The 26,893-nt window shown below is 61.3% G+C and carries 27 protein-coding genes; 19 read left to right on the top strand and 8 right to left on the bottom strand.

The window, feature by feature from the left end; all coding sequences use genetic code 11:
* Positions 1-98 precede the first annotated feature (98 nt).
* The 9 genes from uraD to BUB62_RS19365 all read left to right on the top strand — a co-directional run bounded on the left by uraD (position 99) and on the right by BUB62_RS19365 (position 7,194).
* Entirely contained in the window at positions 99-614 is a 516-nt protein-coding gene (gene uraD, locus BUB62_RS15390) for a 2-oxo-4-hydroxy-4-carboxy-5-ureidoimidazoline decarboxylase (protein ID WP_073111591.1), read from the top strand.
* Positions 611-949 (top strand): hydroxyisourate hydrolase, encoded by a 339-nt coding sequence (gene uraH, locus BUB62_RS15395; RefSeq protein ID WP_073111593.1) that lies wholly within the window; start codon positions 611-613, stop codon positions 947-949. Before uraD ends, uraH begins: the two co-directional genes overlap by 4 nt.
* Positions 950-1,181: 232 nt before the next feature.
* Entirely contained in the window at positions 1,182-2,618 is a 1,437-nt protein-coding gene (locus BUB62_RS15400) for a DUF6986 family protein (protein ID WP_073111595.1), read from the top strand.
* Between the two features lie 273 nt (positions 2,619-2,891).
* Positions 2,892-3,422 (top strand): TetR/AcrR family transcriptional regulator, encoded by a 531-nt coding sequence (locus tag BUB62_RS15405; RefSeq protein ID WP_073111597.1) that lies wholly within the window; start codon positions 2,892-2,894, stop codon positions 3,420-3,422.
* A gap of 452 nt (positions 3,423-3,874) precedes the next feature.
* The gene (locus tag BUB62_RS15410; RefSeq protein WP_073111599.1) at positions 3,875-4,456 is read left to right on the top strand and encodes a TetR/AcrR family transcriptional regulator; all 582 of its coding nucleotides are present in this window, start codon (positions 3,875-3,877) and stop codon (positions 4,454-4,456) included.
* A gap of 101 nt (positions 4,457-4,557) precedes the next feature.
* Positions 4,558-5,634 (top strand): 1,2-phenylacetyl-CoA epoxidase subunit PaaE, encoded by a 1,077-nt coding sequence (gene paaE / locus BUB62_RS15415; RefSeq protein ID WP_073111601.1) that lies wholly within the window; start codon positions 4,558-4,560, stop codon positions 5,632-5,634.
* 89 nt (positions 5,635-5,723) lie between these two features.
* Entirely contained in the window at positions 5,724-6,275 is a 552-nt protein-coding gene (locus BUB62_RS15420) for a 2'-5' RNA ligase family protein (RefSeq protein WP_073111603.1), read from the top strand.
* A gap of 89 nt (positions 6,276-6,364) precedes the next feature.
* Entirely contained in the window at positions 6,365-6,829 is a 465-nt protein-coding gene (locus tag BUB62_RS15425) for a hypothetical protein (RefSeq protein ID WP_073111605.1), read from the top strand.
* A 191-nt stretch (positions 6,830-7,020) separates the two neighbouring features.
* On the top strand, positions 7,021-7,194 hold the full coding sequence (locus BUB62_RS19365) for a hypothetical protein (RefSeq protein ID WP_159437475.1): 174 nt from the start codon (positions 7,021-7,023) through the stop codon (positions 7,192-7,194).
* A gap of 79 nt (positions 7,195-7,273) precedes the next feature.
* Here BUB62_RS19365 and BUB62_RS15430 read toward each other — a convergent pair whose 3' ends face one another.
* Together BUB62_RS15430 and BUB62_RS15435 are read right to left on the bottom strand one after the other, a co-directional pair.
* The gene (locus tag BUB62_RS15430) at positions 7,274-8,035 is read right to left on the bottom strand and encodes an SDR family NAD(P)-dependent oxidoreductase (protein WP_073111607.1); all 762 of its coding nucleotides are present in this window, start codon (positions 8,033-8,035) and stop codon (positions 7,274-7,276) included.
* 73 nt (positions 8,036-8,108) lie between these two features.
* Positions 8,109-8,528, bottom strand: coding sequence for a helix-turn-helix domain-containing protein (locus tag BUB62_RS15435; RefSeq protein ID WP_073111609.1), 420 nt, complete (start codon positions 8,526-8,528; stop codon positions 8,109-8,111).
* 143 nt (positions 8,529-8,671) lie between these two features.
* Here BUB62_RS15435 and BUB62_RS15440 point away from each other — a divergent pair, with 143 nt between their 5' ends.
* From BUB62_RS15440 to BUB62_RS15455, 4 genes are all read left to right on the top strand, one after another.
* The gene (locus tag BUB62_RS15440) at positions 8,672-9,982 is read left to right on the top strand and encodes a cystathionine gamma-synthase family protein (protein ID WP_073111611.1); all 1,311 of its coding nucleotides are present in this window, start codon (positions 8,672-8,674) and stop codon (positions 9,980-9,982) included.
* A 105-nt stretch (positions 9,983-10,087) separates the two neighbouring features.
* A complete protein-coding gene (locus BUB62_RS15445) occupies positions 10,088-10,579 on the top strand; it encodes a hypothetical protein (RefSeq protein ID WP_143164217.1) in 492 nt (163 codons plus the stop codon).
* A 300-nt stretch (positions 10,580-10,879) separates the two neighbouring features.
* Positions 10,880-11,464: a hypothetical protein gene (locus tag BUB62_RS15450; protein ID WP_143164218.1), complete on the top strand. Its 585-nt coding sequence runs from the start codon at positions 10,880-10,882 to the stop codon at positions 11,462-11,464.
* A 56-nt stretch (positions 11,465-11,520) separates the two neighbouring features.
* Positions 11,521-12,024, top strand: coding sequence for a hypothetical protein (locus BUB62_RS15455; protein ID WP_073111617.1), 504 nt, complete (start codon positions 11,521-11,523; stop codon positions 12,022-12,024).
* A 150-nt stretch (positions 12,025-12,174) separates the two neighbouring features.
* On the opposite strand, the gene BUB62_RS15460 is transcribed toward BUB62_RS15455, so the two are convergent.
* Positions 12,175-12,393 carry a hypothetical protein gene (locus BUB62_RS15460; protein WP_073111619.1) on the bottom strand — a complete coding sequence of 73 codons (219 nt, stop codon included), beginning with the start codon at positions 12,391-12,393 and terminating at the stop codon, positions 12,175-12,177.
* 141 nt (positions 12,394-12,534) lie between these two features.
* Between BUB62_RS15460 and BUB62_RS15465 the strand changes: the two genes are divergently transcribed.
* Together BUB62_RS15465 and BUB62_RS15470 are read left to right on the top strand one after the other, a co-directional pair.
* Positions 12,535-13,464 (top strand): alpha/beta hydrolase, encoded by a 930-nt coding sequence (locus BUB62_RS15465; RefSeq protein ID WP_073111621.1) that lies wholly within the window; start codon positions 12,535-12,537, stop codon positions 13,462-13,464.
* Positions 13,465-13,591: 127 nt separating this feature from the next.
* Positions 13,592-14,515, top strand: a complete 924-nt coding sequence (locus BUB62_RS15470; protein ID WP_143164219.1) for a DUF3667 domain-containing protein — start codon at positions 13,592-13,594, stop codon at positions 14,513-14,515.
* 104 nt (positions 14,516-14,619) lie between these two features.
* Here the strand turns inward: BUB62_RS15470 and BUB62_RS15475 are convergent, their stop codons facing one another.
* The 5 genes from BUB62_RS15475 to BUB62_RS15495 all read right to left on the bottom strand — a co-directional run bounded on the left by BUB62_RS15475 (position 14,620) and on the right by BUB62_RS15495 (position 22,110).
* Entirely contained in the window at positions 14,620-15,591 is a 972-nt protein-coding gene (locus BUB62_RS15475) for a deoxyhypusine synthase family protein (protein ID WP_073111625.1), read from the bottom strand.
* A 154-nt stretch (positions 15,592-15,745) separates the two neighbouring features.
* Positions 15,746-16,282 (bottom strand): ATP-dependent protease subunit HslV, encoded by a 537-nt coding sequence (gene hslV, locus BUB62_RS15480; protein ID WP_073111626.1) that lies wholly within the window; start codon positions 16,280-16,282, stop codon positions 15,746-15,748.
* Between the two features lie 154 nt (positions 16,283-16,436).
* Positions 16,437-19,028, bottom strand: coding sequence for a TonB-dependent receptor (locus BUB62_RS15485; protein WP_073111628.1), 2,592 nt, complete (start codon positions 19,026-19,028; stop codon positions 16,437-16,439).
* A gap of 406 nt (positions 19,029-19,434) precedes the next feature.
* Positions 19,435-21,210, bottom strand: a complete 1,776-nt coding sequence (locus BUB62_RS15490; RefSeq protein ID WP_073111629.1) for a pyruvate dehydrogenase complex dihydrolipoamide acetyltransferase — start codon at positions 21,208-21,210, stop codon at positions 19,435-19,437.
* A gap of 276 nt (positions 21,211-21,486) precedes the next feature.
* The gene (locus tag BUB62_RS15495) at positions 21,487-22,110 is read right to left on the bottom strand and encodes a histidine phosphatase family protein (protein ID WP_073111630.1); all 624 of its coding nucleotides are present in this window, start codon (positions 22,108-22,110) and stop codon (positions 21,487-21,489) included.
* Between the two features lie 79 nt (positions 22,111-22,189).
* Here BUB62_RS15495 and BUB62_RS15500 point away from each other — a divergent pair, with 79 nt between their 5' ends.
* The 4 genes from BUB62_RS15500 (at position 22,190) to menB (ending at position 26,877) form a co-directional block, all read left to right on the top strand.
* The gene (locus tag BUB62_RS15500) at positions 22,190-22,633 is read left to right on the top strand and encodes a hotdog fold thioesterase (protein WP_073111631.1); all 444 of its coding nucleotides are present in this window, start codon (positions 22,190-22,192) and stop codon (positions 22,631-22,633) included.
* Positions 22,630-23,862, top strand: coding sequence for a chorismate-binding protein (locus BUB62_RS15505; RefSeq protein WP_073111633.1), 1,233 nt, complete (start codon positions 22,630-22,632; stop codon positions 23,860-23,862). Before BUB62_RS15500 ends, BUB62_RS15505 begins: the two co-directional genes overlap by 4 nt.
* Before the next feature lie 178 nt (positions 23,863-24,040).
* Positions 24,041-25,939, top strand: coding sequence for a 2-succinyl-5-enolpyruvyl-6-hydroxy-3-cyclohexene-1-carboxylic-acid synthase (menD, locus tag BUB62_RS15510; protein WP_073111635.1), 1,899 nt, complete (start codon positions 24,041-24,043; stop codon positions 25,937-25,939).
* A gap of 119 nt (positions 25,940-26,058) precedes the next feature.
* Positions 26,059-26,877 carry a 1,4-dihydroxy-2-naphthoyl-CoA synthase gene (gene menB / locus BUB62_RS15515; protein ID WP_073111636.1) on the top strand — a complete coding sequence of 273 codons (819 nt, stop codon included), beginning with the start codon at positions 26,059-26,061 and terminating at the stop codon, positions 26,875-26,877.
* Positions 26,878-26,893 lie beyond the last annotated feature (16 nt).

Genomic DNA, 26,893 nt, shown 5'->3' on the forward strand with positions numbered 1-26,893 from the left:
ACCTTATGCCGGTTGAACGGATCGTTGGGACGAGTATGGTTCTCATCCCATAAGGTCCTTCGCTTTGCTCAGGATGACAGGCGTTTTTTTGATTCCCCATGACCCTCGACGAACTCAACCACCTCCCGCCCGCCGCCCGCGCCGAGGAGCTGCGCAAATGCTGCGGCGCCAGCGCCTGGGTGGCCGGCCTGAACGAAGTCTTTCCCGTCACGGACGTGGAAACGCTGCTGGATCAGGCCGACACCATCTGGAACCAGCTCTCGGAAGCTGATTGGAAGGAAGCCTTCACCCACCACCCCAAAATCGGGGGCAACGTGGCGGCGCTGCGCGAGAAGTTCGCCAGCACCAGTGCCTGGGCCGAGGGCGAGCAAGCCGGCGTGCGCGACACGTCGGAAGCCGTGCTCCAGGCCCTTTCCGACGGCAACGAGACCTACGAGCGGAAATTCGGCAACATTTTCATCGTGTTTGCCACCGGCAAAACCGCCGAGCAGATGCTGGCCTTGCTCGAAGCCCGCCTCCATAATACCCCCGAGGACGAAATCAAGCTGGCCGCCGCCGAGCAAAGTAAAATCACCCGCATCCGCCTGGAAAAGCTGCTGTCCCCCACCGCATGAGCCAAATCACGACCCACATTCTCGATACCACCCTGGGCAAACCCGCCGCCGGCGTCACCATCGTGCTTTCCGCCCAGCAGGGCGAAAACTGGACGGAGCTGGCCCGCGGCGTCACCAACGCCGACGGCCGCATTGCCAACCTGCTGCCCACCGACGAGCCGCTGCCGCTGGGCATCTACAAGATGAAATTCTTTACCAAAGAATACTTCGAGCAGCAGAGCACGCCCAATTTCTACCCCTTCGTGGAAATCGTATTCGACGTGGCTACTACCGCGCATTACCATGTGCCGCTGCTGCTGAACCCCTTCGGCTACAGTACCTATCGGGGCTCGTAAAACAGCTACGGCTAAAAAACCAAGATTAGAAAACTAGCTCCCCTCCTTTTTTCAAGGAGGGGTTAGGGGTGGTTACTAGAGCTAGAAAATCGTCCAACGACAACTAGTTCTAGCTACCACCCCTACCCCTCCTTGAAAAAAGGAGGGGAGCTAGTTTTAGTTTCGCAGCCTGCTTTCCAGTAGCTTGTTCGCCTTTCCCCTCTCAAATCCCGCCTCCTCCTTACCTTTCTCGATGAAACTCAGCATTCAGGACGCCGACAAAACCGCCCTGCTCGACCAGCTCGGCGCGGCCAACCTCAAATTTCAGCACACCTACCCCGGCGACAAGCCCGACCGCCAGCCGGTGCACACCGTGTACGGCGGGGCCAACCTATTCAAGGCCGATACCTGCGTACGCATGGGCGACATTGCCCTGAACAACCTGCGCACCTACGCCCCCAACTTCGTGGAGCTGGCCCGCGTGCTCCAGCTCAAAGGCCACGAGCACCTGCCCACCACCGAAAAGGACATTGCCGACCTCACCGCCCGCCTCGACGCCATGAGCCCCCAGGAGCGCAAGCAGGAACACGCCTGGCTGGCCTACTCGGTCTATAATAAGATTATCAAAAAGCTGGAGCGCGAGGCCGTGGAAGACTTCCGCATCGACTTCGAAGACGGCTTCGGCAACCGCCCCAACGACGAGGAGGACGCCACCGCCGTACAGGCCGCCCACGAGCTGGCCAAGGGCATGGCCGCCGGCACCATCTCGCCCTTCATCGGCATCCGCATCAAGCCTTTCACCGAGGATCTGAAAGCCCGCGGCGTACGCACCCTCGACATCTTCCTGACGGCCCTGCTGGAAAAAACCGGCGGCCGGCTGCCCGAAAACTTCGTGGTGATGCTGCCCAAAGTGACCATCCCGGAGCAAATGACCACAATGGTGCGCCTGTTTGAGTTGCTGGAAAAGGCCAACAACCTGGCCCCCGGCACGCTCAAGATGGAAACGATGGTGGAAGCCACCCAGATCATTATGGACGAGGACGGCCGCAACCCCTTGATGCGCATCATCCGCGCCAGCGAGGGCCGTTGCGTGGCCGCCCACTTCGGCACCTACGACTACACCGCCTCTGCTGGCATCACGGCCAAGTATCAGACCATGGCCCACCCCGTCTGCGACTTCGCCCACCACATGACCAAAGTGGCCCTCGGTGGCACCGGCATATTTCTTTCGGATGGTGCCACCAACGTAATGCCCATCGGCCCCCACCGCGGCGACAACCTCACGTTTGAGCAGCTGCGCGAAAACCGCGAGTCGGTGCACAACGCCTGGCGGCAGGGCTTCCACCACACCACCCACTCGCTCATCAACGGCCTCTACCAGGGCTGGGACCTGAACCCGGCCCAGCTGCCGATGCGCTACGCGGCCACCTACAGCTTCTTCCTAAGCAGCTACGACGACGCCCTGTTCCGTCTGAAAACCTTCGTGGAGCGCGCCGCCATCAGCACCCTCACCGGCGACATCTTCGACGACGCCGCCACCGGCCAGGGCCTGCTCAACTTCTTCCTCAAAGCCCTGAACTGCGGTGCCATCACCGAAGAAGAAGTGCTGGCTACTGGCCTCACGCAGGACGAAATCCAGAGCCGCTCGTTCTTCCGCATTCTGGAAGGCCGCCGCAAGCAGAAAGCATAGCGTATTGACTTGAGTTTGCCGCCGGAACGGTGTAGAGACGCGTCTTCGCGTCTCGTCGTTGAACAGCAATCGTTGTCACGGTTCCCACGATTGAGACGCAAGTATGCGTCTCTACACCGTTCAGACTTACCCCAACAAAGCGCGCCGCAACAGCCTCACAGCAGCTGTTGCGGCGCGCTTTGCTGTATTATTTTTTGTCGTGATTATAGCTTTAGCGGCGTCAGAACAAGCTTATTGCGCTCAATTAGTTGCGTCAATCAGTACCTTTAGCCCATGAACCGCAAACCGCACATCGCGCTTACTGCCTTGCAGCTTTTTGCTGAGAAAGGCTTTGAAAATACCTCCACCCAACTCATTGCCAAAGAAGCCGAAGTTTCGGAGGCCCTTATCTTCAAGTATTTCGGCAGCAAGGAACGCCTGCTCGATCATATCATCAAAAGCGGCTACAAGCGCGTAATTGAGCAAAACCGGGGCCGGCTGCTGAACAGCTCACCACTGGAGTTGGTCTACAAAATCATTGACCTGCCCTACGAGCTGGTGCGCGAGGAGCCGCACTTCTGGAAGCTGCAGTCGCGGCTGATTGACGTGGAAACGGCCCGCAAGCAGCACGAGCAGTTCCTGCAGCCCATGCCCGGCCTGCTCATCGAGTCCTTTCGCCAGTTGGGCTACGCGCAGCCGGAAATGGAAACGCGCTTCCTGCTGGGCTTAGTAGATGCACTCTGGAAAGGCCTGGCCAACCTGCGCCCTGAGTACACCCCGGAGATGCGCGACTTCATCAAAACCAAGTACCGGCAGCAATCCTGACAGGCCGTTTGCTGGCCGCCCAACGCAAAAGCCCGCCCCACCGAGCAGATCGGCGGGGCGGGCTTTTGCAGTCGGAAACCTCGCAGTTTTCGCCTGATTCTGCCGGCTGGGGTGGGAGCAACACCCGGCAGAGTAGATCGTGGGAATTGGCCTGGGGCAAAACCGGGGGGCTTTTTGCCGGGGCAGGTCAAAATTACCAAAAGATTCGCAGAGACTGGTAAGTGTTAGCTAACTTTTAGTAAGTGTACGCTCACCAATACCATTCAACTTCCATGTTATCAAAATATTACCAACTAAAGCCAGCAAAAATAAATTGAAGCCGTCATGGAATACGCCTGCCTTTAGTGTCTTGGATCTGGAGTCGGATACGCAGGTAAACTAACATTTGTTAGTATATTTAACCTGTTCATCCAGCCCTTGGCCCTACTTACTTTCGGCTACCCGGCGCATTCATGGCTAAAAAAACAAAGAGCAACAAGCGGCAGCTGATTCTGGAGGAAGCAGCTAAGCTATTTAAGGCCAGAGGATTTGGTGGCACCTCCATGCGCGATTTGGGCGCGCAGGTGGGCATGGAAGCGGCCAGCATGTACAACCACATCAACTCCAAAGACGAGATTCTGGAAATAATCTGCTTTCAGATTTCGGACACCTACATTTCGCAACTGGCTGAGATTGAGCAGACGGCTACGAGCTACGTGGAGAAAATCAAAGCCCTGATCCGGCTGCACATCCGGCTCATGATTGAGGATGGGGCGGCCGTATCGGTAGCCAACAACGACTGGAAATACCTGACCAACGACAAGCTCGAAGCCTTTAAGCAGGCCCGCAAAAACTACGAAAAGGGCTTTGCGGCCCTGATTGAGCAGGGCATTGCGGCCGGCGAATTGCAGCCCGTGAATGCCTCCGTGGCGCTGTTCACCATCTTGTCGGCGGTGCGGTGGGTGGAGCTGTGGTATCGGCCGGGCCGGGGCATCACGGCCGAGGAGCTGGAAGAAAACATCATCACCTTACTTCTGAATGGCCTGGCTAAGTGAGTTATCAGTTGTTCGTTGTCAGTTGTCAGTTTTTTCATTCATTGATAAAATAGCCAACAGCCGACTAACAACTGCCAACGAACAACCGACAACTAAAAACCATGAGATTTCATAAAGTCAAAATCAAGCGTATTCAGCGCGAGACGCCCGATGCGGTGGTCGTATCGCTGGAGGTGCCGGAGGCGCTGCGCGACACGTTCCGGTTCACGCAGGGGCAATACCTTACATTTCGGCGCGAGCATGATGGCGAGGAGCTGCGCCGCTCCTATTCCATCTGCAGCAGCCCTTTAGATAATGAGTGGCAGGTAGCCATCAAGAAGGTGCCGGAAGGGCGATTCTCGAGCCTGGCGGTGGACCGGCTGCGCGTGGGCGAAGAGCTGGACGTGATGCCGCCGGCCGGCCGCTTCTTCACGCCGCTCGACCCCGCCCACGCCAAGCACTACGTGGCTTTCGCGGCGGGCAGCGGCATCACGCCAGTGTTCAGCATCATCAAAACGGTGCTCATGACCGAGCCGCACAGCCAGGTAACGCTGATTTATGGCAACCGGGGCCGCAATTCCATCATTTTCAAGGAAGGCTTGGAGGCGCTCAAGAATAAGTTTCTGGACCGCCTGAGCGTGTACCACATTCTGAGCCGCGAGCAGGGCGACACCGATTTGCTTTTCGGCCGCATTGATGAGCAGAAAACCCGCCTTTTCCTGGATAAGCTTTTGCCCGCCAGCCAGATTGACGAGTGCTTTATCTGCGGGCCGGAGGAGATGATAAACGGCGTGAAATCGGCCCTAACCAGCGCCGGCGTGGCCCCGGAAAAGATTCACTTCGAGATGTTCACCTCGGCCGGCAGCGGGGCCAAGCCGGCCGGCCCGGCCAAAACCCACGTAATCGGCGAAGACGACAAGCACAGCCAGGTGACGGTGCAGCTGGACGGCACCACGCGCCTGCTGGAGATGTCGTATTATGGCAATACGATTCTGGATGCGCTGCTGGAAACCGGCGTGGATGCGCCCTATTCGTGCAAAAACGGCATGTGCAGCACCTGCCGCGCCCGCGTGACCGATGGCCAGGCGGAAATGGACGTGAACTACTCTCTCTCCGATGCCGAAGTGGCCAAAGGCTACGTGCTGACCTGCCAGGCCCGCCCCGTGACGGAGAAGGTGAAGGTGGATTTTGATCAGTAAAGCGGCGCGCGGGGCCGCTAAACCTTCGTCGGGGGCAGCGGGAGCAAAATTGCTCCAACCCTGCGCCCGGTTCCGTAGTTTAGGCAACTATGCTCGCCATTACCTCCGTGCTCAGCCCGCACTACGCGGCTCGCATCAACCGCCTAATCAAGAGCCTGGAAACGAAGTTCGGGCTCAACGACGTGCAGGCCACGCCCGAGCCGCACATCACCTACCAGCTGGCGGGGGTGCGCAAGCTTTCGGCCCTGCACGCGGCGCTGCGCCAGGTGGCGGCGGCTACCCCGCCGTTTGCGGTGCATACTACCGGCCTGGGCGTGTTTCCGGGTCCTAATCCGACCATCTATATTCCGGTGCTGCGCACTAATGAACTGAACCAGCTGCATCAACGCATTCTGGCCGCCACGGCCCCACTGGCTCTGCGCACCGACCGGTTCAGCGGGCCCGAGTGCTGGCTGCCGCACATTTCGCTGGCCCTGCACGACACCACGCCCGCGCTGCTGGGGCCGGTGCTGCAATACCTGAATCAACAGACCTTCAACCTAAAGCTGCCCGTGGACAACCTCACCATTCTGCGCCAGCAGGGCGACCTGTTTCTGCGCGAGGAAGTATTCGCCTTCCAGGGCGTAGCGGGGCCGGTGTAGCGGCGGGCCACCCCTATTTTGCGGGCCGTGCGGCAATGTGGCGGCCGCCTCCGACCTTTGCGCCTCAACCACCAACCTCTTTTCTGCTTATGTATTCCATCGTACTCGCTCTGCATTCCTGGTCGCGCTGGCTGGTGCTGATTTTCGGGCTCATTGCCGTTTTCCGCGCCTTCAGCGGCTGGCAGGGCCGCAAGCCCTTCGTGGGGGCCGATAATGGCATGGGTGCCTCCTTCGTGGGCTCCATGCACCTGCAGTTGCTGCTGGGCCTGATTTTGTATTTTGGGCTGAGTCCCTTTGGCGTGAAAGCCTTCGAGACGGCCGGCGCCGCGGTGATGAAGGACCCCATCGGGCGCTTCTGGGGCGTAGAGCATATTGCCATGATGGTGCTGGCCGTGGTGGCCGCGCAGGTAGGCCGCACGCTCTCCAAGAAGGCCACCGACCCAGTGTTGAAGCACAAAAAGGCCTTCACCTGGTTCGTGGTGGCCCTGGTGCTGGTGCTGCTCATGATTCCGTGGGGCATCTGGAACCCGGCCCGGCCGCTTTTCCGTTTCTAGCGCAGCTGGCCGCCGGGCGGCGGCCCTGGTCCTCACATAATAAGGGGAGGCCAGGGCCGCCTGCCGGCTGTGGGGGCGGCATTTGCGGAGCAACGCGCGGACGCGCGGCGGGATGCGTCGCTTTTTCGCCAAAACCTGCGTAGTATTAGCCCCCCGAACTGCCTTTTCACCCGCCCTCACCTTTTCGCAACGTGTCCAAACCGCTAGCCAAACCGCGCTTCTCCAGGGAAGAGTTCTGTGAGCTGATTGATGCGCGCCTGCACCAATTGGAAACCCATACCGAGGCCAAGCGGCGCTACGCCGCCGTGCTGGCCGCCATCCGCCAAAACCTTGATACGTACAAGCAAACCCGCAAAATGGCCTGAGCCGGCCCTGCCGCCCGCCTTTTCCGACTGCCGGCCCCGCGTGGGGCCGGCAGTCGGCGTTTTGAGTGGCAGTGCCCGGCTACAGCGAGTAGCCGCCCGAGGCCTCGATGCGTTGGGCATTCACCCAGCGGGCGGCCTCGGAGCACAGAAAGGCCACCACACCCCCAATATCGTCGGGCTCGCCGATGCGGCCCAGGGCCGTATTGCCCGCCATGTACTGCTCCAGCTGCGGGTGCGCCGTGCGGGCCGCGGCGGTAAAGTCGGTTTTGATGATGCCCGGCGCCACCACGTTGGCCCGGATGCCGCGGCCGCCCAGCTCCTTGGCCATGTACTTGGTCAGGGTTTCCACGGCTCCCTTCATGCTGGCGTAGGCCGCGTAGCCGGGCGTGGTGAAGCGGGCCAAGCCGGTAGAGAAGTTCACGATGCCGCCGCCGTCGGCCAGCAGGGGCAGCAGCTTCTGGGTGAGGAAGTATACGCCCTTGAAATGCACGTTCAGCAGGTTGTCGAAGTCCTCCTCGGTGGTCTGGGCGAAGGGCGAGGGCGCATCAATTCCGGCGTTGTTGATCAGGAAGTCGAAGGAGGCGCGGTTCCAGTGCTGCTCTAGGTGCTGGGCCAGGGTTTCGGCGAAGGCGGGGAACGACGCGCTGCGGCCCACATCCAGCGGCAGGGCCACCGCTTTGCGCCCCAGGGCTTCGATCTGGGCAACGACGGCCCGGGCTTCGGCCTCCTGCTGGCGGTAGGTGATGATGAGGTCGTGGCCGGCCTGGGCCAGGTGCAGGGCGCTGTTTTTGCCCAGTCCGCGGCTGCCGCCCGTCACGAGGGCTATCTTGTTTGTGGTCATAGTTTTCAGAAAGTGAAATGGATGACACAAAGGTGCCCGTTTGGGCGGGCCGGCGTATGGTGACTGGTTCAGTTTAAATGGTGACAGTTTCCGTTTTTTGCAGTCGGCGGGTTTCCCACTCCTGCTCCCGGTACTGCTTGGGGGTGCAGCCGGCAAAGCGCTTGAAGAACTTGGTGAAGTTGGAGGGGTCGAAGGTGAGGCCGGCGGCAATGGCCGCCACGGGCTGGGTGGAGTCGCGCAGCTGCTCGCGGGCCACCTCCATGATGCGGGCCTCGAAGAAATAGCAGGGCGAGTGTCCGGTGGTGAGCTTGAGCGTGTTGCTCAGGTGCGTGGGATGGATATGCAGTTGGTCGGCAAAATCCCGGATTTCGAGCATTTCGGTAGCGCGGCCGGCCACGATATCGGCCAGATGCTCGCTGACGAGCCGCAGGAAGTCGGCGGTAATTTCGTGCTGGCGGGCCAGGATTTTCTTGGGAATGGGCGTCGTTGGCATCGGGTAAATAAGCAGAAAGCCCGGGAATAGTTGGGGATGCGGACCGGGAATTTACGCCCGCCGGGTTTGGCACCGAAAACTGCTCGCCGGGAAAAGCTACCTTCGTAACACTGTTCTCCTCTCCCACCCAACCCCCTTTTCCCATGACGAATCCGCACGACCACGCCCACATTGGCGGCCAGCCGCTGCAGCCCGAAAGCCTGATGATGAGCTACGGCTACACCCCCGCCTGGAGCGAGGGCGCCATCAAGCCCCCGATTTTTCAGACCTCCACCTTCGTGTTTAAGAATGCTGAGGAAGGCAAGGCGTTCTTCGAGCTGGCCTACGGGCTGCGCCAGGCCAACCCCGACGAGGAAATGGGCCTGATCTACTCCCGCCTCAACAACCCCAGCCTCGAAATTCTGGAGCACCGCCTCACCCTTTGGGATGGGGCCGAGGAAGCCGCCAGCTTCGCCTCGGGCATGGCCGCCATCAGTACCACGCTGCTGGCCCTGCTGCAGCCCGGCGACGTGGTGCTGCACTCCGAGCCCGTGTACGGCGGCTCCGATTTCTTCCTGAAAAACGTGCTGCGCAAGTTCGGCATCGAGGCTCGGGGCTTTTTGCCCACCGCCACGCCCGCGGAGCTGCAGGCCCAGGCCGCGGCCATCGAGCCCGGCCGCCTGGCTATGATTTTTGTGGAAACGCCCGCCAACCCCACCAACCACCTCGTGGATCTGGAAGCCTGCGCCGCCCTGGCCCGCCAGTACGGCACCGCCGACAAGCCCGTGCGCCTGGTGGTCGACAATACCTTCCTGGGCCCCGTGTTCCAGCACCCGCTCAAGCACGGTGCCGATGTGGTGCTGTACTCGGCCACCAAGTTTCTGGGCGGCCACTCCGACCTGATTGCGGGCGCGGCCCTGGCCAGCAAGCCGCTGATGAAGGAAATCAAGGCCATGCGCACCTTCATGGGCACCATGTGCGACCCCAACACCGGCTGGATGCTGATGCGCAGCCTCGAAACCCTGAAGCTGCGCATGGAGCGCGCCGCCCACTCAGCCCAGATCATTGCCGACTGGCTGCGGGCGCACCCGCTGGTGGCGCGCACTTACTACCTCACCCACCTGGAGCACTCCCCCGCCCAGCAGGACATCTACCGCCGCCACTGCCTCTCGCCCGGCTCCATGATTTCGTTCGACATCAAGGGCGGCGAGGCCGAAGCCTTCCGCTTCCTCAACGCCCTCAAGCTAATAAAGCTGGCCGTAAGCCTGGGCGGCACCGAAAGCCTGGCCGAGCACCCCGGCACCATGACCCACTCCGACATCACCGTGGAAGACCAGCGCGAAATGGGCATCACGCCCCAAATGGTGCGCCTGAGCATCGGCGTGGAAGACCCACAGGATCTGATGCTGGATCTGGGGCAGGCATTTGAGGCGGTAGGGATGGTGAAGGAGAAGCGGCAGCCGGAAATGGCGTAGATATTATTTAATTTACAAGCCCTTTCGTCTATTAAATTTTCTCCTTCAATTCATCGTACAAGCAAATCGACCACAATCTTATTTCCCACATTTCTTTAATAATTTATGAAAATTTTGCTTTTAACTTTAGCATGGTCTTTCACATCCATATCACTCTGCTTTAGTCAAGACACAGATGTTACAGTCGCCCGTTCCTCAAAAGGCATGTTTATAGAAACCGAATACTATGGCAATGACATATCTTTTAGATTAGGGCCAACAGCTGCCACACAGCTCATTAAAGGCATGAAAAAGGCAAAAGAATGGAGTGCCATTAATCAACAATACAAAAAAGAATTCCGAAAGGAAATTGTCCGTTTCTGGGTTATGGATAAAAGCACTTTCCAATTTCATGGCTACATGCAACAATTCGCTAACACAGCTAAACTTATCTTTACTGGTCGTACTGACGGCACAAGTTCTTGTCTCATCAAAATCGAAGGATCGGTAATGGTTTCTAACTTTTTAGAATTCAATTCTTATGATGAAATGAACAATTTTCTTAAAATTTTGGAGGGCAAATCTGCCCAAAAAGAAGTTGACTCAATTTTCAAATAGTTTCCCTGCTGGCACGCATTTCTAACTTACGCCATCAGGTATGGAATCTCCCCAGTCGCTCGGCTATGCCGAGTGACCTCTACGCCGGAGCGGCTGTGTCGCGAGTTTCCCGCGCCGAGTAGCTGTTCTGGCAGCGTGGTGCAATTCGCAGCATAGCTGCTCAAAGCGTAGTCGTCACTCGGCCTAGCCGAGCGACTGCGCGGGGCAGTCACTAGGTCGCTAAACAGTTTCGGCCTAAACAATTTGAAATTGTTTAGGCCGAAACTGTTTAGCTTTCCTAAACCGCCTTACTCAAACAGCATGGATACCCGCGACCTCCGCACTCACTTCGGGCTTAGTCAGGAAATGATGGCTGAATGGCTGGGCGTGGCCCGGTCGAGCCTGGCCCTGACGGAGCGGGGCTACCAATCGACGGCACCGGCTACGGGGGTGCAGCAAGCGCGCCTAGAGCTGGCGGCTAAAGGGCTGGTGTACGACGGCGCGGGCGGCACTTTCCCGGCCCCGCCGCCGCTGCCCGAGCCCTCACCCGACGCGGAGGAGCTGGGGTTCCACCTGCGCATATGCCAGGGCCGGATTCTGGGCCTGGAGCTGCAGCTGGAAACGCTGCGCCGCCGGGCGACTCCGTACGCGGCGCGGCTGGCGGCCGCGCCGGCTCTGCGGGCCTACCCCGGCCCCGTCGAAAATCCGGAGGACGAGCAGAACTGGCTTACGCTGTTTGAGCGGGAAGCCCGCAAGCAGCTACGCACCACCTGCGGAGCCACCGCGAAACGGCTGCTGGAAGCGCGTTTGGCCGGGCTTCGGTGCGAGGCTGAACTGCTGGCTGAAGGGCTGGAAGAGTCCATGCTACCGCTCGACACAGTCGAGCGACTACAGGAAGAAAAGTAAGCGGCGTGCAGTAAGTTGGCTACCTTGTCGCACTAATCATCTAACCCAAATCACTCATGTATACATTTGAACGAACCGATGCTTTCGAAATCATTTTAGCTGAAGTGTACGAAGACGTATTTGTCCCGTTGGCAGTTAGTGTTGCCGAAAAAAACCCGAATATCTCCCTTCACTCGCATATCCTGACTGGCCCCGGTGTCCAGTCTTCTGCTACGGGAGATGATACGCAGATGGAGAAAAGCTCTATTGAACTGGAAGTATTCCGACATGGCAAACAGATATTGCAGTACAGCCTGACATATTCGGACACCTACATGGATGCTGATGAGGTATCCATCAACGCTGCTTTCTTCCGCAGCATCATAACCCATTTTTACGACACACAAGAAGCTGCTACTGCCGCTGCTCAAGAAGCTCTAATAAATTTTGACTTTGACGCTCCTGTTACAGCTGAGGACGAAGCAGCCTGGAACGCGTTGCGAGAATTTCCGATTGAGCCGCAGATTCTGAAAGCGGCAGTGCGCGAAGACCTCGTGGAACTGCTAGCTGAAGCCATATAAACGCATCTATCATACACAAACAGGCCCGCCGCTGACTATCAGCGGCGGGCCTGTTTGTGTTACACTTGCTCAATCAAGGCGGCCAGTTCTTTGTCTGAAATACTGGCAGTATCGGACTTATCGTAGATGTGAATCAATGCTGGCACAAACCTAGCTCTCATCCAAAAACGCCTGCAACGACTGCAGCGGCTCGTTTCGCTCCCCGGCGGCCTTCACTTCGCGCAGGCCATTGCGAATCCCTTGCAGCACCCGCACCTTCTGTTGCAGGCGGCTCAGCTTCTGTCGCATCTTCTCCCACTCCGCATAAGACACCACTACCGCCGTACGCTGCCCGGCTTCGTTGGCAATGTATTCAACCGTGTTTTTCATACTTGAAAAATAGCGCATCTACCCCGATAGTTCATCATGGCCCCATAATCTCCGGCTGCGGTCAGTTTTTTTGTACCCGCCAGCCCCGGCAGCATATCGTTTTTAAGGTATATTTCCGAAGCACTTTTAGCTCTCTTTCCCATGACTCGCTGCCGTCAATTCCTGCTGGCGCTGCTGCTGGCGGGCCTGCGCCTGAATATGGCCGGGGCCCAAACTCCGCAGCCGCCCGCGAAAATACCGGCGCAGCTGCTGGCCTACAATGCGGCCGCGCCGCTGGGCGTTACCCGGCTGAGCCGGCAGCGGGAAGGCGGGGTCGTCGTCGAGGACATCCGTTTTGCCAGCGTGGCCGGCAATCCGCCCATTGCGGCCTACGTGGTGCGGCCCGATACCAGCGCCGGGCCATTGGCCGGCGTGCTGTTCGTGCATTGGTTCGAGCCCTCGTCGCCGACCTCGAACCGCACCCAGTTTCTGGACGAGGCGCGGGCGCTGGCCCGACGGGGCACGGTAGCGGTGCTGGTGTCCACGTTCTGGTCCGATACGGTGCGCTACCGCAGCCGTCGCTGGCAGGACGACTACCGGAACACCATCCGCCAGGGCCAGGATTTGCGCCGGGCCCTCGACGTGCTGCTGGCCCAGCCCCAGGTAGATGCCAAGCGCATTGGCTACGTGGGCCACGACTACGGGGCCATGTTTGGGGCCCTGGTGGCGGGGGCCGACCCGCGCATCAAGGCTGGTGTGTTCATTGCCGGCACCGCCCGCTTCGCCGACTGGTATCTGTTCGGCTCGGCCAGCGGCAGGCCTACCGGCGCGGCCCTGCCCGCCTTCAAAAGTCAGCTGGCCCCGCTCGACCCGATTCAGGCGCTGAAGCACACGAAAGCGGCCCTGTTCTTCCAGTTTGGCGAGCTGGACGGCTACACGCCACGGCCCGATTTTCTGGCGCTGTACCAGGCCGCGCCTTCCCCCAAGCGCATTGCCACCTACCCCGCCCGGCACGCCATGGCGCTGCCCATCATCCGCTACGACCGCACCGACTGGCTGGCCGAGCAGCTGGGGCTGCCCGCGCCGCGGTAGTGGCCGCCGCTGCCCGCCGGGTGTCAGGGTCAGCAAGCGGCACGCGCTAAGCAGTAGACTTTTGGCCGGTATTTACTATTTTAAAGCCGGCTTCTTCACCTGGTCTCTCCCCCTGACGCACGCCTATATGCAATCTGCCTCTACCCTCACTCCCCCTGCTTCGGTGCCGGCTCCCGCCCCGCACGATACGCCTACGCCGGCGCTAACGCCGGCTCACCCCGCGGCGGCGGCGTGCCTGAACTGCGGCCACGCCGTGCCCGACCGGTTCTGCGGACGGTGCGGGCAAAATGCCCACCACACGCACCGCCTCACGCTAAGGGACATGCCCCACGACGTGATGCACTCCATCTGGCACGTCGATAAGGGCATTCTGTATACACTGAAAACGATGGTCTTCCGGCCCGGCCCCACCATCCGAGCCTACCTGGCCGGCCAGCGCGTCGACCATTTCCGGCCGCTGTCCTTGCTGTTTCTTATCACGGGGTTGTACGCTTTGCTGCACTCGCTCCTACACATCGACATCACGCCACCCCGGGAACCCAACATACCCGAGGCCGTGTGGCAGATGCAGGTAATCTCCATGCGCTTTATGATGAAGTACCTGAGCTGGTTCTACGTGGCTACGGTACCGGTGTGGGCGCTGTTTGCACGCTGGTTTTTGCGGCGCGGCGGCTACAACTACGCCGAGTGCCTGATTGTTGCGGCCTTCATTACGGCTATCTGCAACTTCTTCGCTGTGCTGTACCTACCGGTTCTGTACAAATTCAGCGGCACGCCCCAGATTGGTACCGTCAGCCTGTGGTTTATGGTGCCAGTCGTCGCTTATGCCACCTGGGCCTACGGCAGCCTGCTCGCGCCCACTACCTTCGGTCTGGCCCGCCGGCTGTGGTGCGGCTTCATGACCTACATGTTGGGCTACGTGGTTTCCATTGTGCTTTTCACCACGCTCATGTACGCCCTGAACTGGTCGACGTTCAAGGCCGCCATGAAGCAGGAGGATCAGCTACGGAAGCAGCAGGCCCGCAGCGCCCCAGCCCCCGCGAGGCGGTAGCCGCCGCTTGCCCACCGGGGCCGCGCCGCTCGCCGGCGGCTACAAATCAAAAGCCCGCCGCTGAAGCTTCAGCGGCGGGCTTTTTTTTAAGCGTTAGGCAACACTTACTGCCCGAGCACGATGGCGAAAATCAGCGGGGCGACAATCGTGGCGTCCGATTCGATGATGAACTTGGGCGTGTCCTGGCCCAGCTTGCCCCAGGTGATTTTCTCGTTGGGCACGGCACCCGAGTAGCTGCCGTAGCTGGTGGTGGAATCCGAAATCTGGCAGAAGTAGCCCCACAGCGGCACCGAGGTGCGGCCCAGGTCCTGGTGCAGCATGGGCACCACGCAGATGGGGAAGTCGCCGGCAATGCCGCCGCCAATCTGGAAGAAGCCGACTTTGCTCTCGTCGGTGGCCTGCTGGGTGTACCAGTCGGCCAGATAAATCATGTACTCGATGCCGGTGCGCACGGTGTGCACGTTCTTGATGTCGCCCGAGATGACGTGGCCGGCGAAGATGTTGCCCAGTGTGGAGTCTTCCCAGCCGGGGCAGATGATGGGCAGGTTTTTCTCGGCGGCGGCCAGCATCCAGCTGTTCTTGGGGTCAATCTGGTAGTACTGCTCCAGCTCGCCCGATTTCAGGATCTGGTAGAAGAACTCGTGGGGGAAGTACTGCTCGCCGGCCTTATCGGCTTTCTCCCAGAACTTGAGCACCGAGTGCTCCAATCGGCGCATGGCCTCTTCCTCCGGGATACAGGTATCCGTCACGCGGTTCATGTGGCGCTCCAGCAGGGCCTGCTCGTCGGCGGGGGTCAGGTCGCGGTAGTTGGGCACCCGCTCGTAGAAGTCGTGGGCCACGAGGTTGAAGATGTCTTCCTCCAGGTTGGCCCCCGTGCAGCTGATGATCTGCACCTTGTCCTGGCGGATCAATTCGGCCAGCTGGATGCCCATTTCGGCGGTGCTCATGGCGCCGGCCAGCGTAATCATCATCTTGCCACCTTCGGCCAGGTGCTTGTTGTAGCCTTCGGCGGCATCAATCAGGGCAGCGGCGTTGAAGTGGCGGTAGTGGTGCTTGAGGAAGTTGGTGATTTGCATGAGTTGGGGGGTTGTTTGTTGCTTTTACTGACCGTCATGCTGAGCGAAGTCGAAGCATCTCGCGTGGTGTCGCCTGATTAGTATTCAGACATCAGCACGCGAGATGCTTCGACAAGCTCAGCATGACGTTCTTTTTGGTTTACTGCCCACAAACCTATACCGGCTCCTCAATCATGAGGTTGTGGTTGGTGTAGATGCAGATGTCGGCGGCGATGTGCAGGGCCTCTTCTACCATCTGGCGGGCGGTGAGGTGGGGTGCGTGCTTTTTCAGGGCCAGGGCGGCGGCTTGGGCGTACATAGCCCCCGAGCCGATGGCGGCCACGTCGGAGTCGGGCTCCAGCACGTCGCCGGTGCCGGCGATGATGAGTAGCTCGTCCTTGTCGCAGACCACCATCATGGCTTCGAGCTTGCGCAGGTACTGGTCCTTGCGCCACTCCTTGGCCAGCTCGATGGCGGCGCGGCGCAGCTGCCCGCCGTAGCCGCCGAGCTTTTCCTCAAACTTGTCGAGCAGCATAAACGCGTCGGCAGTGGAGCCGGCGAAGCCGGTGACGACTTTGCCGTCGTGAAGCTTGCGCACCTTGCGCACATTGCTTTTGGCTACGTGCTTGTCCATGGTGGCCTGGCCGTCGGCTCCCAGGGCAATCTGGCCGTTGTGGCGCACGCCGAGCACGGTTGTGGAGCGGATTTTCATGAGGTAGTTGTCAGTTGCTGGTTGTCAGTTGTCAGAAGCGCGGATAACAAAGAAGTCAGCCGCTGGTGCGCTAAACACCTACGGCTGACTCCCAATTTCGTACTCTCAAACAGGCATCAGCTGACAACGAGCAACTGACAGCTGACAACTCGTATCAGAATCGGGCCTGCAATTTAGCAAAGTAAAACCGCCCGTTCGAACCCATCTGCACCGGGTCCCAGGCGCCGCCGGTTTCCGTCACCTGCGGATCGAACAGCGTGGGGTAGCGGTTGAAGAGGTTGGTGCTGCCCACCGAGAGCTGCAGGTGCTCGGTGAGGGCGTAGCTCAGCGTCAGGTCGGTGGTGACGCGGGCGGCGTAGTTCATGGGCTTGTCGTCGTAGCCGATCAGCTTCACCTTATCGAAGCGCACCAGGCGCAGCAGCGTGCTGAAGCGGCCCACCTGGTAGTCGAGGGTGAGGTTGATTTTGGACGGCGGCGCGGAAGCTTTCACGAAGGCCTGCTCGCGGGGGCCAAAGAAATCATCTTCGCGGCCGGTGAGGCGGCCGCTGGTTTTCACCCGGTCAATTTTCAGATGGTTGAAATTCGCGGCTACCGACGAGGTAAGCCGCCCCGTGCCTACCGTGGCCGTGTGGTTCAGCACCACATCCAGGCCCAGTGAGCGGGTGTCGGCGGCGTTGGCGAAAAACTGCGCCTGCCCCACCCCCGCGGCTTCCAGCTCAGCCCCGATGACGGGGTCCAGAATGGTGTTATCCTCGTCGTTGGGGTCCGGGTTGCGGGCTTTGAAAGGGCTGGTGAGCACCACCCGGTCCTTCACCTTGATGTAGTAGCCATCCACGGTCAAGCTCAGCGAGGATCCGATGCGGCTGGTCAGGCCCACATTGGCGCTGTTGGAGGTTTCCTGCCGCAGCGCCGGAATGCCCAGCTTCTGCGTGATGGGGTTGTTGTTGCGGGCCAGCAGCACTTCCACCGCCTGCCCGTTGATGAAGTTGGTGAAGGTGGAGTTGAAGTTGATCTGGGCCAGGGATGGGGCCCGGAAGCCGGTGCTGTAGGTGCCGCGCAGCGTCAGAAACTCGGTCAGGTTGTAGCGCGTCGAAACCTTGTAGTTGAGCGTGCTGCCGAAGTCGGTGTAGTGCTCGTAGCGCAGGGCCGCGGCCACCAGCCACGGGGTCGTCACGCTCAGCTCGGCATCCGCGTAAGCCCCGAAATTGTCGCGCTGAGCCTTGATTTCATCCTTGGGCTGATAGCCGGGAAAGCCCTGGGAGCCGGGCGTCGCGTCGGGGTTCACGCCGAATGTATCCCAGGAGTTGCGCTCGCCGGCAAACAGCGAATACCACTCGCGCCGAAACTCGGCCCCGGCCGCCAGGTTGAGGCCCTGCAGCACGGTTTTGTAATTGCGCGTCAGTCCCAGGCTCACTACGTCCTGCTGCAGCTGAAAGCCGCCTGCATCGAAGGAAGTAGGTGAGCTGGCACCCAGCGTGGCGTTCAGCGAGTTTTTCACGCCGTACTCGAAGCGGTTGGAGCCGAAGTTGTTGCTCACGTCCAGGTCCCACTCGCCCAGCTTGGTGCGCACGCCTGCCACCACCGACACGTCCACGATGTCGCTGGTGATAATGGGGTCGAAACCGTTGGGGTAAATGGCGGGCACGTTGCGGTCGTCGTCGGCGAAGCGCGTCCAGGCGTAGGCATCGCCGCGGCGCTTGTTGGCCCCGCCAAATACGTACACGTGCGCCTTGTCGCTGAGGGCAAACTTGGAGTTGACGTAGGCCGCGAGGTTCGACACTTTCGGGTCGCCGTACTCGCGGCGGGCCAGACCGTCGGGGCCCACCGGCACTGCCGCGCGCTGGGTGTGCTGGCGCTGGTTGAAGTCCAGGGTGCCGTTGATGAAGCTGCCCTTCTCGCCCAGCCCCACGCCGTAGTTTACGTTGGCGTTGAAGTTGCCGCCGTCGAATTTCTCGCTGTCGCGGCGGTATTTGGCATCGTAAGCCCCGTAATTGGCGCTGGCCGTCAGTTCCTTCACGCTGGTTTTGAGCACGATGTTAATCACGCCGGCAATGGCATCGGAGCCGTACTGCGCCGCCGCGCCGTCGCGCAGAATTTCAATCCGCTCGATGCTGGCGGCCGGCAGCACGTTCAGGTCGGTGCCGGTGTTGCCCCGGCCCCGCGAGCCAAATAGGTTCACCAGCGCCGACTGGTGCTGGCGCTTGCCGTTCACCAGCACCAGCGTCTGGTCGGGGCCCAGGCCGCGCAGCGAGGCCGGGTCCACGTGGTCGGCCCCGTCGGAGCCGGTCTGCCGGTTCGAGTTGAACGAGGGCGCCACGAACTGCAGCAGCTGGTTCACGTCGAGCTGGCCGGTTTTGGTGGTTACCTCGCGCAGGTCGATGATATCAACGGGCGAGGGCGAGTCGGTGACGGAGCGGTTCTGGCTGCGCGAGCCCACCACCTGCACGTCGCTCAGGCTGGTGCTCGATTCGGCCAACTGCACGCGCAGCCCGCTGCCGCCGCTCACTTCCTGGACCGCAAACCCGATGGAGCTGACGACCAGCCGCGGGCTGGCCGTGCGCGCCGACAGCGTGAAGCGGCCGTCGTTGTTGGTGGCGGTGCCGTTGTTGGTGCCCTTTTCCACCACCGTGGCCCCGATTACGGGTTTGCCGTTGGCATCCAGCACCTGCCCCATCAGGGCTTGCCCCTGCCCGAAGGCCGCCACGCTCGCCACACAAAGCGTTATTGCCAGTAAATTTTGCTTCATACTCTCACCTGATTACGTGGTTTAACCATTTCACACGGGTGCCAACCCAGCGCCCATTTCCGGTAAGTATAGAGGTTTTGCAATAAAATCACCGCCCAGTATCATTCATTTCACACGATATTCGAGCCGGGCGACAACAAAAAAGCCAGCCCGAATGGGCTGGCTTTTTTGTTGTTTTTCAGGATGATTGCTAAGCCAAGCTGCGGAATAGAAGCCGTAGCCCCAGCGGGGCGAAATGTCGGTGGCAAGAAAAACCAGAAGCAATACCAAAGCCCCAGCGGGGCGACACCTCGTTCGACGAGCGGTGCCGCCCCGCTGGGGCTTTGGTTGCTGTGTGCCGGTTGCGACTACCGATATTTCGCCCCGCTGGGGCTTTTGCTCGATGCTTCGCTCCCTGCTTCCGTTATCATATCAGCATGCGCATCGGGTCTTCCAGCAGCGCTTTCAGAGTCTGCAGGAAGGCGGCACCCGTCGCGCCGTCCACCACGCGGTGGTCGCAGCTCAGCGTCACTTTCATAATATTGCCCACAGCCAGTTGGCCATCCTTCACCACGGCCGTTTGCTTGATGCCGCCTACGGCCAGAATGCAGGCATCCGGCGGGTTGATGATGGCGGTGAACTCCTCTATACCGAACATGCCCAGGTTGGAGATGGTGAAGGTGCTGCCCTCCCACTCGGCGGGCTGCAGCTTCTTGGTTTTGGCCTTTTCGGCCAGCGCCTTCACCTCGGTGGCAATGGTAGAAAGGCCCTTGCCGTCGGCGTTGCGCACCACGGGCACCAGCAGGCCTTCGTCCACGGCCACGGCCACACCGATGTTCACCACATGGTTCTGGCGGATTTTGTCGCCGAGCCACGAGGAATTCACCACTGGGTGCTGCTTCAGGGCCACGGCGGCGGCCTTGATAACCAGGTCGTTGAAGCTGAGCTTCACCGGCGAGAGGGTGTTGAGCTGGGTGCGCACTTCCATGGCCCGGTCCATGTTGATTTCCATCGTCAGATAGAAATGCGGGGCCGTGAACAGGCTTTCGGAAAGGCGGCGGGCAATGACCTTGCGCATCTGCGACACCGGCGTGTCGGTGTAGGTGCCGTCGGCCGGGGACTTTGAGTCCTGGGGACTTGAGGTCTTGGCTTCCGGAGCAGCGGCGGGGGCGGCAGTAGCGGCCTGCGGCGTGGCGGCCGGGGCAGCTACCGGAGCCGGAGCGGCAGCAGGCTGCGCGGCCGGCGCGGTGCCGGGCTGGGCCGTTTCCAGGTCGCGGGATACAATGCGGCCGTTTTCGCCCGAGCCTTTGATGCTGCTCAGATCAATGCCTTTGTCTTTGGCAATGCTCTTGGCCAGTGGCGAAGCGAAAATGCGCCCGCCCGGCTGCGAAACCGTAGCCGACTGCGGCGCACCGGCCACGGCTGGCGCGGCGGCGGGAGTAGCAGCGGCAGCGGCGGGAGCAGCAGCCGGAGCCACTTCAGCGGCCGGAGCCGGCGCGGCCGCGCTGCCGCCCGATTGCCCGCCGAGCAGCGCCTGCACGTCGGCTCCTTCTTCGCCGATGATGGCTAGAATGCCATCCACGGCCACGGCCTCGCCGTCTTTGGGTCCGATGTAGAGCAGCGTGCCGTCTTCGTAGTTTTCCAGCTCCATCGTGGCCTTATCGGTTTCGACTTCGGCCAGCACGTCGCCGGATTTCACTTTATCGCCCACTTTTTTAAGCCAGGAGGCAATGGTGCCTTCCGTCATCGTGTCGCTCATTTTGGGCATCCGGATGACGGTGGCTTTCTTGCCATTGCCGGCCGGCGCGGCTGCTACGGGCGCGGGCGTTGGTGCCGCGGCGGGAGCAGCTTCAGGTGCGGGAGCAACTGCGGCAGGTGCGGGGGCGGCTTCGGCAGCCGGCGCCGGAGCCGCGGCGGGTGCGGGGGCACCCTGCGCACCGCTCAGCAAAGCAGAAATATCTTCGCCTTCCTTGCCCACAATCGCCAATACGCCATCCACGGGCACGGCGTCGCCCTGCTTGGGGCCGATGTGCAGCAGCGTGCCGTCCTCATAGTTTTCCAGCTCCATGGTGGCTTTGTCGGTCTCGACTTCGGCCAGGATATCGCCGGATTTGACTTTATCACCCACCTTCTTGAGCCACGAGGCAATGACCCCTTCGGTCATCGTGTCGCTCATTTTGGGCATTCTTATGATTTCGGCCATCTGTGTCTCGCTTGTATTGTGTAGGGTCAAAATTAGCCCGAAAATCCGGGGGCGCAAACTATCCGGGACCTTCCGGCCGCCGCCGCTTGGCCAGCGAAAATTCGCCTTGTAGAAGCCGGCAGTCAGCGCGGCGCTGAAGCACCTGATTTGGCTGCCGGTGGCCGTAGCGCGAAAATCCGTTTCGCAACGAGCAGGGCGGGTAGTTCACGTAGGCACCAACTGCGCGGGGCCACATACTCGCGCTGCTCGTCGCGAAACGGATTTTCGCGCTACGGGCTAGGCCGGCTCCTGCAGGTGCTGTGTGTCCAGGAAGCTGCGCACGGAGAACAAGGAGCCGGTGTAGTGCACTTTATACAGGCACAGGTTGCGGTGCTCGAAGGCATCCATGTGGCTGAGCGGGTAGTGGAGCAGCTGACAGAGCAGTACGCGCATGGCGCGGCCGTGCATGCACACCAGGATGTTTTCTTCCTCGGGGCGGGTCGTAATCAGGTCGAGGAAGGGGCGCTGGCGGGCGGCTACTTCCTCCGGGCTTTCGCCGCCGGGCAGGCGGGCTGTGGTGTTGCCCTGGTGCCACTGGCGTAGCACGCCGTAGTATTCTTCGTCTTCTTCGGGCGTGATGCGGGTGCCTTCGCGCACGCCCCAGCTGATTTCATTCAGTCCGGCGTGTTGCTCGTGGGGCAGGCCCAGATCCAGAAAGCCCTGCACCGACTGCCGGGTGCGCTGCAGCGTGGAGGTATAGACTTTATCGAAGGGCAGGTGGCGGTAGGCCGCGAAGAAGCGGGCCGCCTGCCGGTGGCCGGCCTCGTTCAGGCTCGAATCGACGCCGCTGCCCTGCACGATGCCGGCCACGTTGAAGTCGGTCTGGCCGTGCCGGATGAGGTATATTTTTTTGACGCTCACTTTCCCGCTAGCTTTGTCGTTTCAGGCCCAAAAGTAGGAGTTTCGGCCCCTAAAAACCCTTTTTATTCTGGCTATTCGCATGGAACAACCTACCGCCGACCTCGACCAGCTGAACGCCTGGTGCCGCAACACGCTCGGGGCGCACCTGGGGATGGAAATAATCGAAGTCGGGGATAAGCTCCTGGTGGGTCGCATGCCCGTGGATCATCGCACGCATCAGCCCATGGGACTGCTGCACGGCGGTGCCTCGGTGGCCCTGGCCGAAACGCTGGGGAGCATCGGCGCGGCCCTTCAGGTTGACCTACGCAAAAAAGCCTGCGTGGGGCTGGAAATCAACGCAAATCATATCAAAGGAGTTCGTTCGGGCTACGTGGTGGGCCGCGCCACGGCCGTGCATGTGGGGCGCACCACGCAGGTGTGGGAAATCCGCATTACGCACGAAGAAACCGGGGCGCTGGTCTGCATCAGCCGCATCACGATGGCCGTAATCGACCTGCCGCCCACGCCTGCCCAGCCCGCATGAGCCGGCCGGAAGTGGAAAGTGTAGCTTGGCCGAATGCGCCTGAAAGCGCCTCGGAGCAGGCGCGGCAGCTGCTCACGTTTGCGCTGCTGCACAAGCTGCCCGTGGCGCTGTGGCGGCTGCCCGGCACCGAGCGGCCGCAGCTGTGCCTGAGCTTTTCGGCCGAGGCGGCCCTCACCGGCCTGCCCCCGGCCCTCACGCCCGAGGCCCCGGCCGGCTTCGCCTTTTTCCCCTTCCGCGACTCCGACCACAACCCGGCCCTGTTCCTGCCCGCCGACGTTTTTTGGGATGCCGACCGGCCCACGGAGCTGCAACTAAGTACCACCGCCAGCAGCGCGGTGGCACTGCGGGCTTTTCTGGCCAGCCCGGAGGAGCTGGCTGACGGTCAACTGCCCTGGCACCTAAGTTCGCAGCCATTGCCGCACACGGCCACCCAGTCGGAATATGCGGCGCTGGTCGAAACTGGGGTGGAAGCTATCCGGAGCGGCGAGGTGCTGAAAGTGGTATCGAGTAGGGCGGCGCGACGGCCGTTGCCGGCGGGGTTTGATGCGTTGCGGGCGTTTGAGAGCCTGTGTCAGCGGTATCCGCAGGCGTTTGTATCATTGGTGAGTGCGCCGGGCGCGGGCACCTGGCTGGGCGCGTCGCCGGAGGTGCTGGTCACGATTGACGAGGCCGGTATTTTCCGCACGATGGCGCTGGCCGGCACCCAACCGCTGACGCCCGGCATGCTGCCGAGCCAGGCCATCTGGCGGCAGAAGGAGATTGAGGAGCAGGCCCTGGTATCGCGCTACATCGTGAGTTGCTTCAAGCAATTGCGGCTGCGCGAATACGACGAAACCGGGCCGCGCACCGCCGTGGCGGGCGAGCTGCTGCACCTGCGCACCGATTTCGCCGTGAACCTGCGCACGGTGCCCTTCCCCACGCTGGGCACTGATATGCTGCGCCTGCTGCACCCCACTTCGGCCGTGGGCGGCATGCCCCGGCAGGCGGCGCTGGAGTTTCTGCACCGCCACGAAGGCTATGACCGGGCCTACTACAGTGGCTTCCTGGGCCCCGTGAACTTGCCCCAGCGCGGCGTGGCCCGTCTGTTCGTGAACCTGCGCTGCCTGCAACTTCGCCCCCCGGAAGCCGTTCTGTACGCCGGCACCGGCCTCACCGCCGACTCTGATCCGGCCCGCGAATGGAGCGAAACGGAAATGAAGCTGAGCACGGTGGCCGCTGCGCTGCGGTGAGCTGTCATTGCGAGGACGAAGGACGAAGCAATCCGTCCCGGACAACGAGCAACGCCTTATTAACCTGGAATCCCTTCCGTATGCATCACCAGTAGGTTTTTTGTGGGTTAACAAAGCTTTTCACATTTCAGAGGACGGATTGCTTCGTCGTTCCTCCTCGCAATGACACGTTTCACCAATGCAAGCCATCCACAATATCGCCGAAATCTGCGCTCAGCATGGCATTACGGATGTGGTGCTGTCGCCGGGGAGCCGGTGCGCGCCGCTGACTATTGCCTTTGCCCGGCACCCGCATATTACGGTGCGCACGGTGCCCGATGAGCGGGCGGCGGCCTTCATCGGGCTGGGACTGGCGCAGAGCCAGCGGCGGGCGGTGGCGCTGGTGTGCACCTCCGGCACGGCGGGCCTGAACTACGCGCCGGCCGTGGCCGAGGCCTTTTTCCAGCAGATTCCGCTCGTCATTTTTACCGCCGACCGCCCCCCGGAATGGATTGACCAGCTAGACGGCCAGACCATCCGCCAAACCGACCTCTACGGCGCCCACGCCAAAGGCACGTTCACGTTTCCTGCCGACACCAGCCACACCGACGCCAAGTGGCACGCGGCCCGGTTAGTGTCGGAGGCCATCAATCTGGCGCAGCAGTTTCCGGCCGGGCCGGTGCAGGTGAATGTGCCGCTGCGGGAGCCGTTTTATCCGAAGCAAGGCGAGGAAATTCGGTTCGAGAAAGTCCGCATCATCCGGGAAATAACCGGCCCGCCGCGCCTGCCCGGCCCCGAGTTCGTGGCGCTGCGCCGCACCATCCGCACCACGCCGCGGGTGCTGGTGGTAGCCGGCCAGCACCACCCCGATACCGCGCTGCTGCTGGCGCTGCGCCAGTTTCAGGGTGCGTACCAGGTACCGGTGGTGGGCGACGTTATTGCCAATCTGCACCAGCCCGTGGGGGCCAACTACGACCTGCGCACGGCCCCCATCAGCCACCAGGACGTGTTTCTGGCCGTACCGGAGCCGGGGTTGAAGGCGGCTTTGCGGCCCGATCTGCTCATCACCTTCGGCCAGTCGCTCATCTCCAAAGCGCTGAAGCTGTACCTGCGCGAGTCGGCCCCGGCGGAGCACTGGCACATCCAGGCCGCCGGCCCGGTGGCCGATACGTTCAAGTCGCTCACACGCATCATTCGGCTGGAGCCGGTCGATTTTTTCCGGCAGCTGGTGGCTACGGATTACTCGATGTTCGGCGGGCTGGTGTCGGCCGAGGACACAGCCGAGGCCCAAGGCATCGCGCCTGATTCCGTGGAATCTCCGGCTGCTACGACAGCCGCTGGTTCGATTCCTAGCGAAACCACCGAACGCCTCACCTGGCCGAAAGCCGGCTGGGCTTTGCCCGAAAAGGATGCTGCCGCCAAAGCCGACTTCGCCACGCCCTGGCGCAAAGCCGACCGCTGGGCCAAAGGCTTCCTGACCGATTTCCTGGCGCAGCACGACCAGCCGTTCAACGAATTCACGGCCTTCCACCACACGCTGCGTCACCTTACCGACGGCACCGCACTGCACCTAGCCAACAGCATGGCCGTGCGCTACGCCAATATTCTGGGCATACCCGATACCAAAAGCATCGAGGTATTTGCCAACCGCGGCACCAGCGGCATCGATGGCTGCACCAGCACGGCCGTGGGCGCGGCCCTGGCCCAGCCGGAGCGCCGCGTAGTGCTGCTCACCGGCGACGTGGCGTTCTTTTATGACCGCAACGCTTTCTGGCAGAACTACCCCACGCCCAACCTGCGCGTGGTGCTGTTCAACAACCACGGCGGCGGCATCTTCCGCCTCATTGATGGCCCGCGCCAGCAGCCCGAGCTGGCAGAGTTTTTTGAAACCCGCCAGCCGCTTACGGCCGAGCACACGGCCCGCGATTTTGGCCTGCGCTACTTCACGGCCGCCAACTTCGCTGAACTCAAAACGGCTTTATCGGTTTTCTTTGCACCCGGAAGCAGCGCGGCGCTCTTGGAAATCACCACCGACAGCGCCACCAACGCCGCTTTCTTCGAACACTACCGGGCCACGGTCCGCACATCTTTTTCCTGAACGATCTGCGTCCTCTGCGCAATCCTCTGCGTCCTCTGCGGGCTAAGTCGTTGTTACGATTTGAGCCCGCAGAGGACGCAGAAGAGCCGCAGAGGACGCAGAGCTCAACTTTCCTCCTCATGTCAATTACCTGGACTCCAATTAAGGAATTCCGCGAAATCCTCTTCACCTTCCACGAGGGCATCGCCAAAATCAGCATCAACCGCCCGCAGGTGCACAATGCCTTCACGCCCCTCACGGTGCAGGAAATGATTGAGGCAATGGACATCTGCCGCATGCGCACCGATATCGGCGTGGTCATCCTCACCGGCGAGGGCGGCAAAGCCTTCTGCTCGGGTGGCGACCAGAGCGTGCGGGGCCACGGCGGCTACGTGGGCGAAGACACCGTGCCCCGCCTGAACGTGCTGGACCTGCAGAAGCAGATTCGCTCCATCCCGAAGCCCGTCATTGCGATGGTGGCCGGCTGGGCCATCGGCGGCGGCCACGTGCTGCACGTGGTCTGCGACCTGAGCATTGCTGCCGAAAATGCCCGCTTCGGCCAGACCGGCCCCAAAGTCGGCTCCTTCGATGGCGGCTTTGGGGCCTCGTACCTGGCCCGCGTGGTGGGGCAGAAAAAGGCCCGCGAAATCTGGTTCCTCTGCGACCAGTACGACGCTCAGGAGGCCCTCGACATGGGCCTGGTAAACAAGGTAGTGCCGCTCGATAAGCTGGAAGAAACCACCGTGGCCTGGTGCAAAAAGATTCAGGAGAAAAGCCCGCTGGCGCTGCGGATGCTCAAGTCGGCCTTCAACGCTGAGCTGGACGGGCAGGCGGGTATTCAGGAGCTGGCCGGCAACGCCACGCTGCTCTACTACCTGAGTGAGGAAGCCAAGGAGGGCCGCAACGCCTTCATCGAGAAGCGCACCCCCGACTTTTCGAAGTACCCGAAGTTCCCGTGAGGAAATGACTTCGGCA

It is taken from the genome of Hymenobacter daecheongensis DSM 21074 (assembly GCF_900141805.1).
In the GTDB taxonomy this organism is placed as follows: Bacteria; Bacteroidota; Bacteroidia; order Cytophagales; family Hymenobacteraceae; genus Hymenobacter; species Hymenobacter daecheongensis.

Coding starts and splice junctions, on each gene's coding strand:
- uraD (WP_073111591.1), top strand. CDS start 99: ATGACCCTCGACGAACTCAACCACCTCCCGCCCGCCGCCCGCGCCGAG.
- uraH (WP_073111593.1), top strand. CDS start 611: ATGAGCCAAATCACGACCCACATTCTCGATACCACCCTGGGCAAACCC.
- BUB62_RS15400 (WP_073111595.1), top strand. CDS start 1,182: ATGAAACTCAGCATTCAGGACGCCGACAAAACCGCCCTGCTCGACCAG.
- BUB62_RS15405 (WP_073111597.1), top strand. CDS start 2,892: ATGAACCGCAAACCGCACATCGCGCTTACTGCCTTGCAGCTTTTTGCT.
- BUB62_RS15410 (WP_073111599.1), top strand. CDS start 3,875: ATGGCTAAAAAAACAAAGAGCAACAAGCGGCAGCTGATTCTGGAGGAA.
- paaE (WP_073111601.1), top strand. CDS start 4,558: ATGAGATTTCATAAAGTCAAAATCAAGCGTATTCAGCGCGAGACGCCC.
- BUB62_RS15420 (WP_073111603.1), top strand. CDS start 5,724: ATGCTCGCCATTACCTCCGTGCTCAGCCCGCACTACGCGGCTCGCATC.
- BUB62_RS15425 (WP_073111605.1), top strand. CDS start 6,365: ATGTATTCCATCGTACTCGCTCTGCATTCCTGGTCGCGCTGGCTGGTG.
- BUB62_RS15430 (WP_073111607.1), bottom strand. CDS start 8,035: ATGACCACAAACAAGATAGCCCTCGTGACGGGCGGCAGCCGCGGACTG.
- BUB62_RS15435 (WP_073111609.1), bottom strand. CDS start 8,528: ATGCCAACGACGCCCATTCCCAAGAAAATCCTGGCCCGCCAGCACGAA.
- BUB62_RS15440 (WP_073111611.1), top strand. CDS start 8,672: ATGACGAATCCGCACGACCACGCCCACATTGGCGGCCAGCCGCTGCAG.
- BUB62_RS15445 (WP_143164217.1), top strand. CDS start 10,088: ATGAAAATTTTGCTTTTAACTTTAGCATGGTCTTTCACATCCATATCA.
- BUB62_RS15450 (WP_143164218.1), top strand. CDS start 10,880: ATGGATACCCGCGACCTCCGCACTCACTTCGGGCTTAGTCAGGAAATG.
- BUB62_RS15455 (WP_073111617.1), top strand. CDS start 11,521: ATGTATACATTTGAACGAACCGATGCTTTCGAAATCATTTTAGCTGAA.
- BUB62_RS15460 (WP_073111619.1), bottom strand. CDS start 12,393: ATGAAAAACACGGTTGAATACATTGCCAACGAAGCCGGGCAGCGTACG.
- BUB62_RS15465 (WP_073111621.1), top strand. CDS start 12,535: ATGACTCGCTGCCGTCAATTCCTGCTGGCGCTGCTGCTGGCGGGCCTG.
- BUB62_RS15470 (WP_143164219.1), top strand. CDS start 13,592: ATGCAATCTGCCTCTACCCTCACTCCCCCTGCTTCGGTGCCGGCTCCC.
- BUB62_RS15475 (WP_073111625.1), bottom strand. CDS start 15,591: ATGCAAATCACCAACTTCCTCAAGCACCACTACCGCCACTTCAACGCC.
- hslV (WP_073111626.1), bottom strand. CDS start 16,282: ATGAAAATCCGCTCCACAACCGTGCTCGGCGTGCGCCACAACGGCCAG.
- BUB62_RS15485 (WP_073111628.1), bottom strand. CDS start 19,028: ATGAAGCAAAATTTACTGGCAATAACGCTTTGTGTGGCGAGCGTGGCG.
- BUB62_RS15490 (WP_073111629.1), bottom strand. CDS start 21,210: ATGGCCGAAATCATAAGAATGCCCAAAATGAGCGACACGATGACCGAA.
- BUB62_RS15500 (WP_073111631.1), top strand. CDS start 22,190: ATGGAACAACCTACCGCCGACCTCGACCAGCTGAACGCCTGGTGCCGC.
- BUB62_RS15505 (WP_073111633.1), top strand. CDS start 22,630: ATGAGCCGGCCGGAAGTGGAAAGTGTAGCTTGGCCGAATGCGCCTGAA.
- menD (WP_073111635.1), top strand. CDS start 24,041: ATGCAAGCCATCCACAATATCGCCGAAATCTGCGCTCAGCATGGCATT.
- menB (WP_073111636.1), top strand. CDS start 26,059: ATGTCAATTACCTGGACTCCAATTAAGGAATTCCGCGAAATCCTCTTC.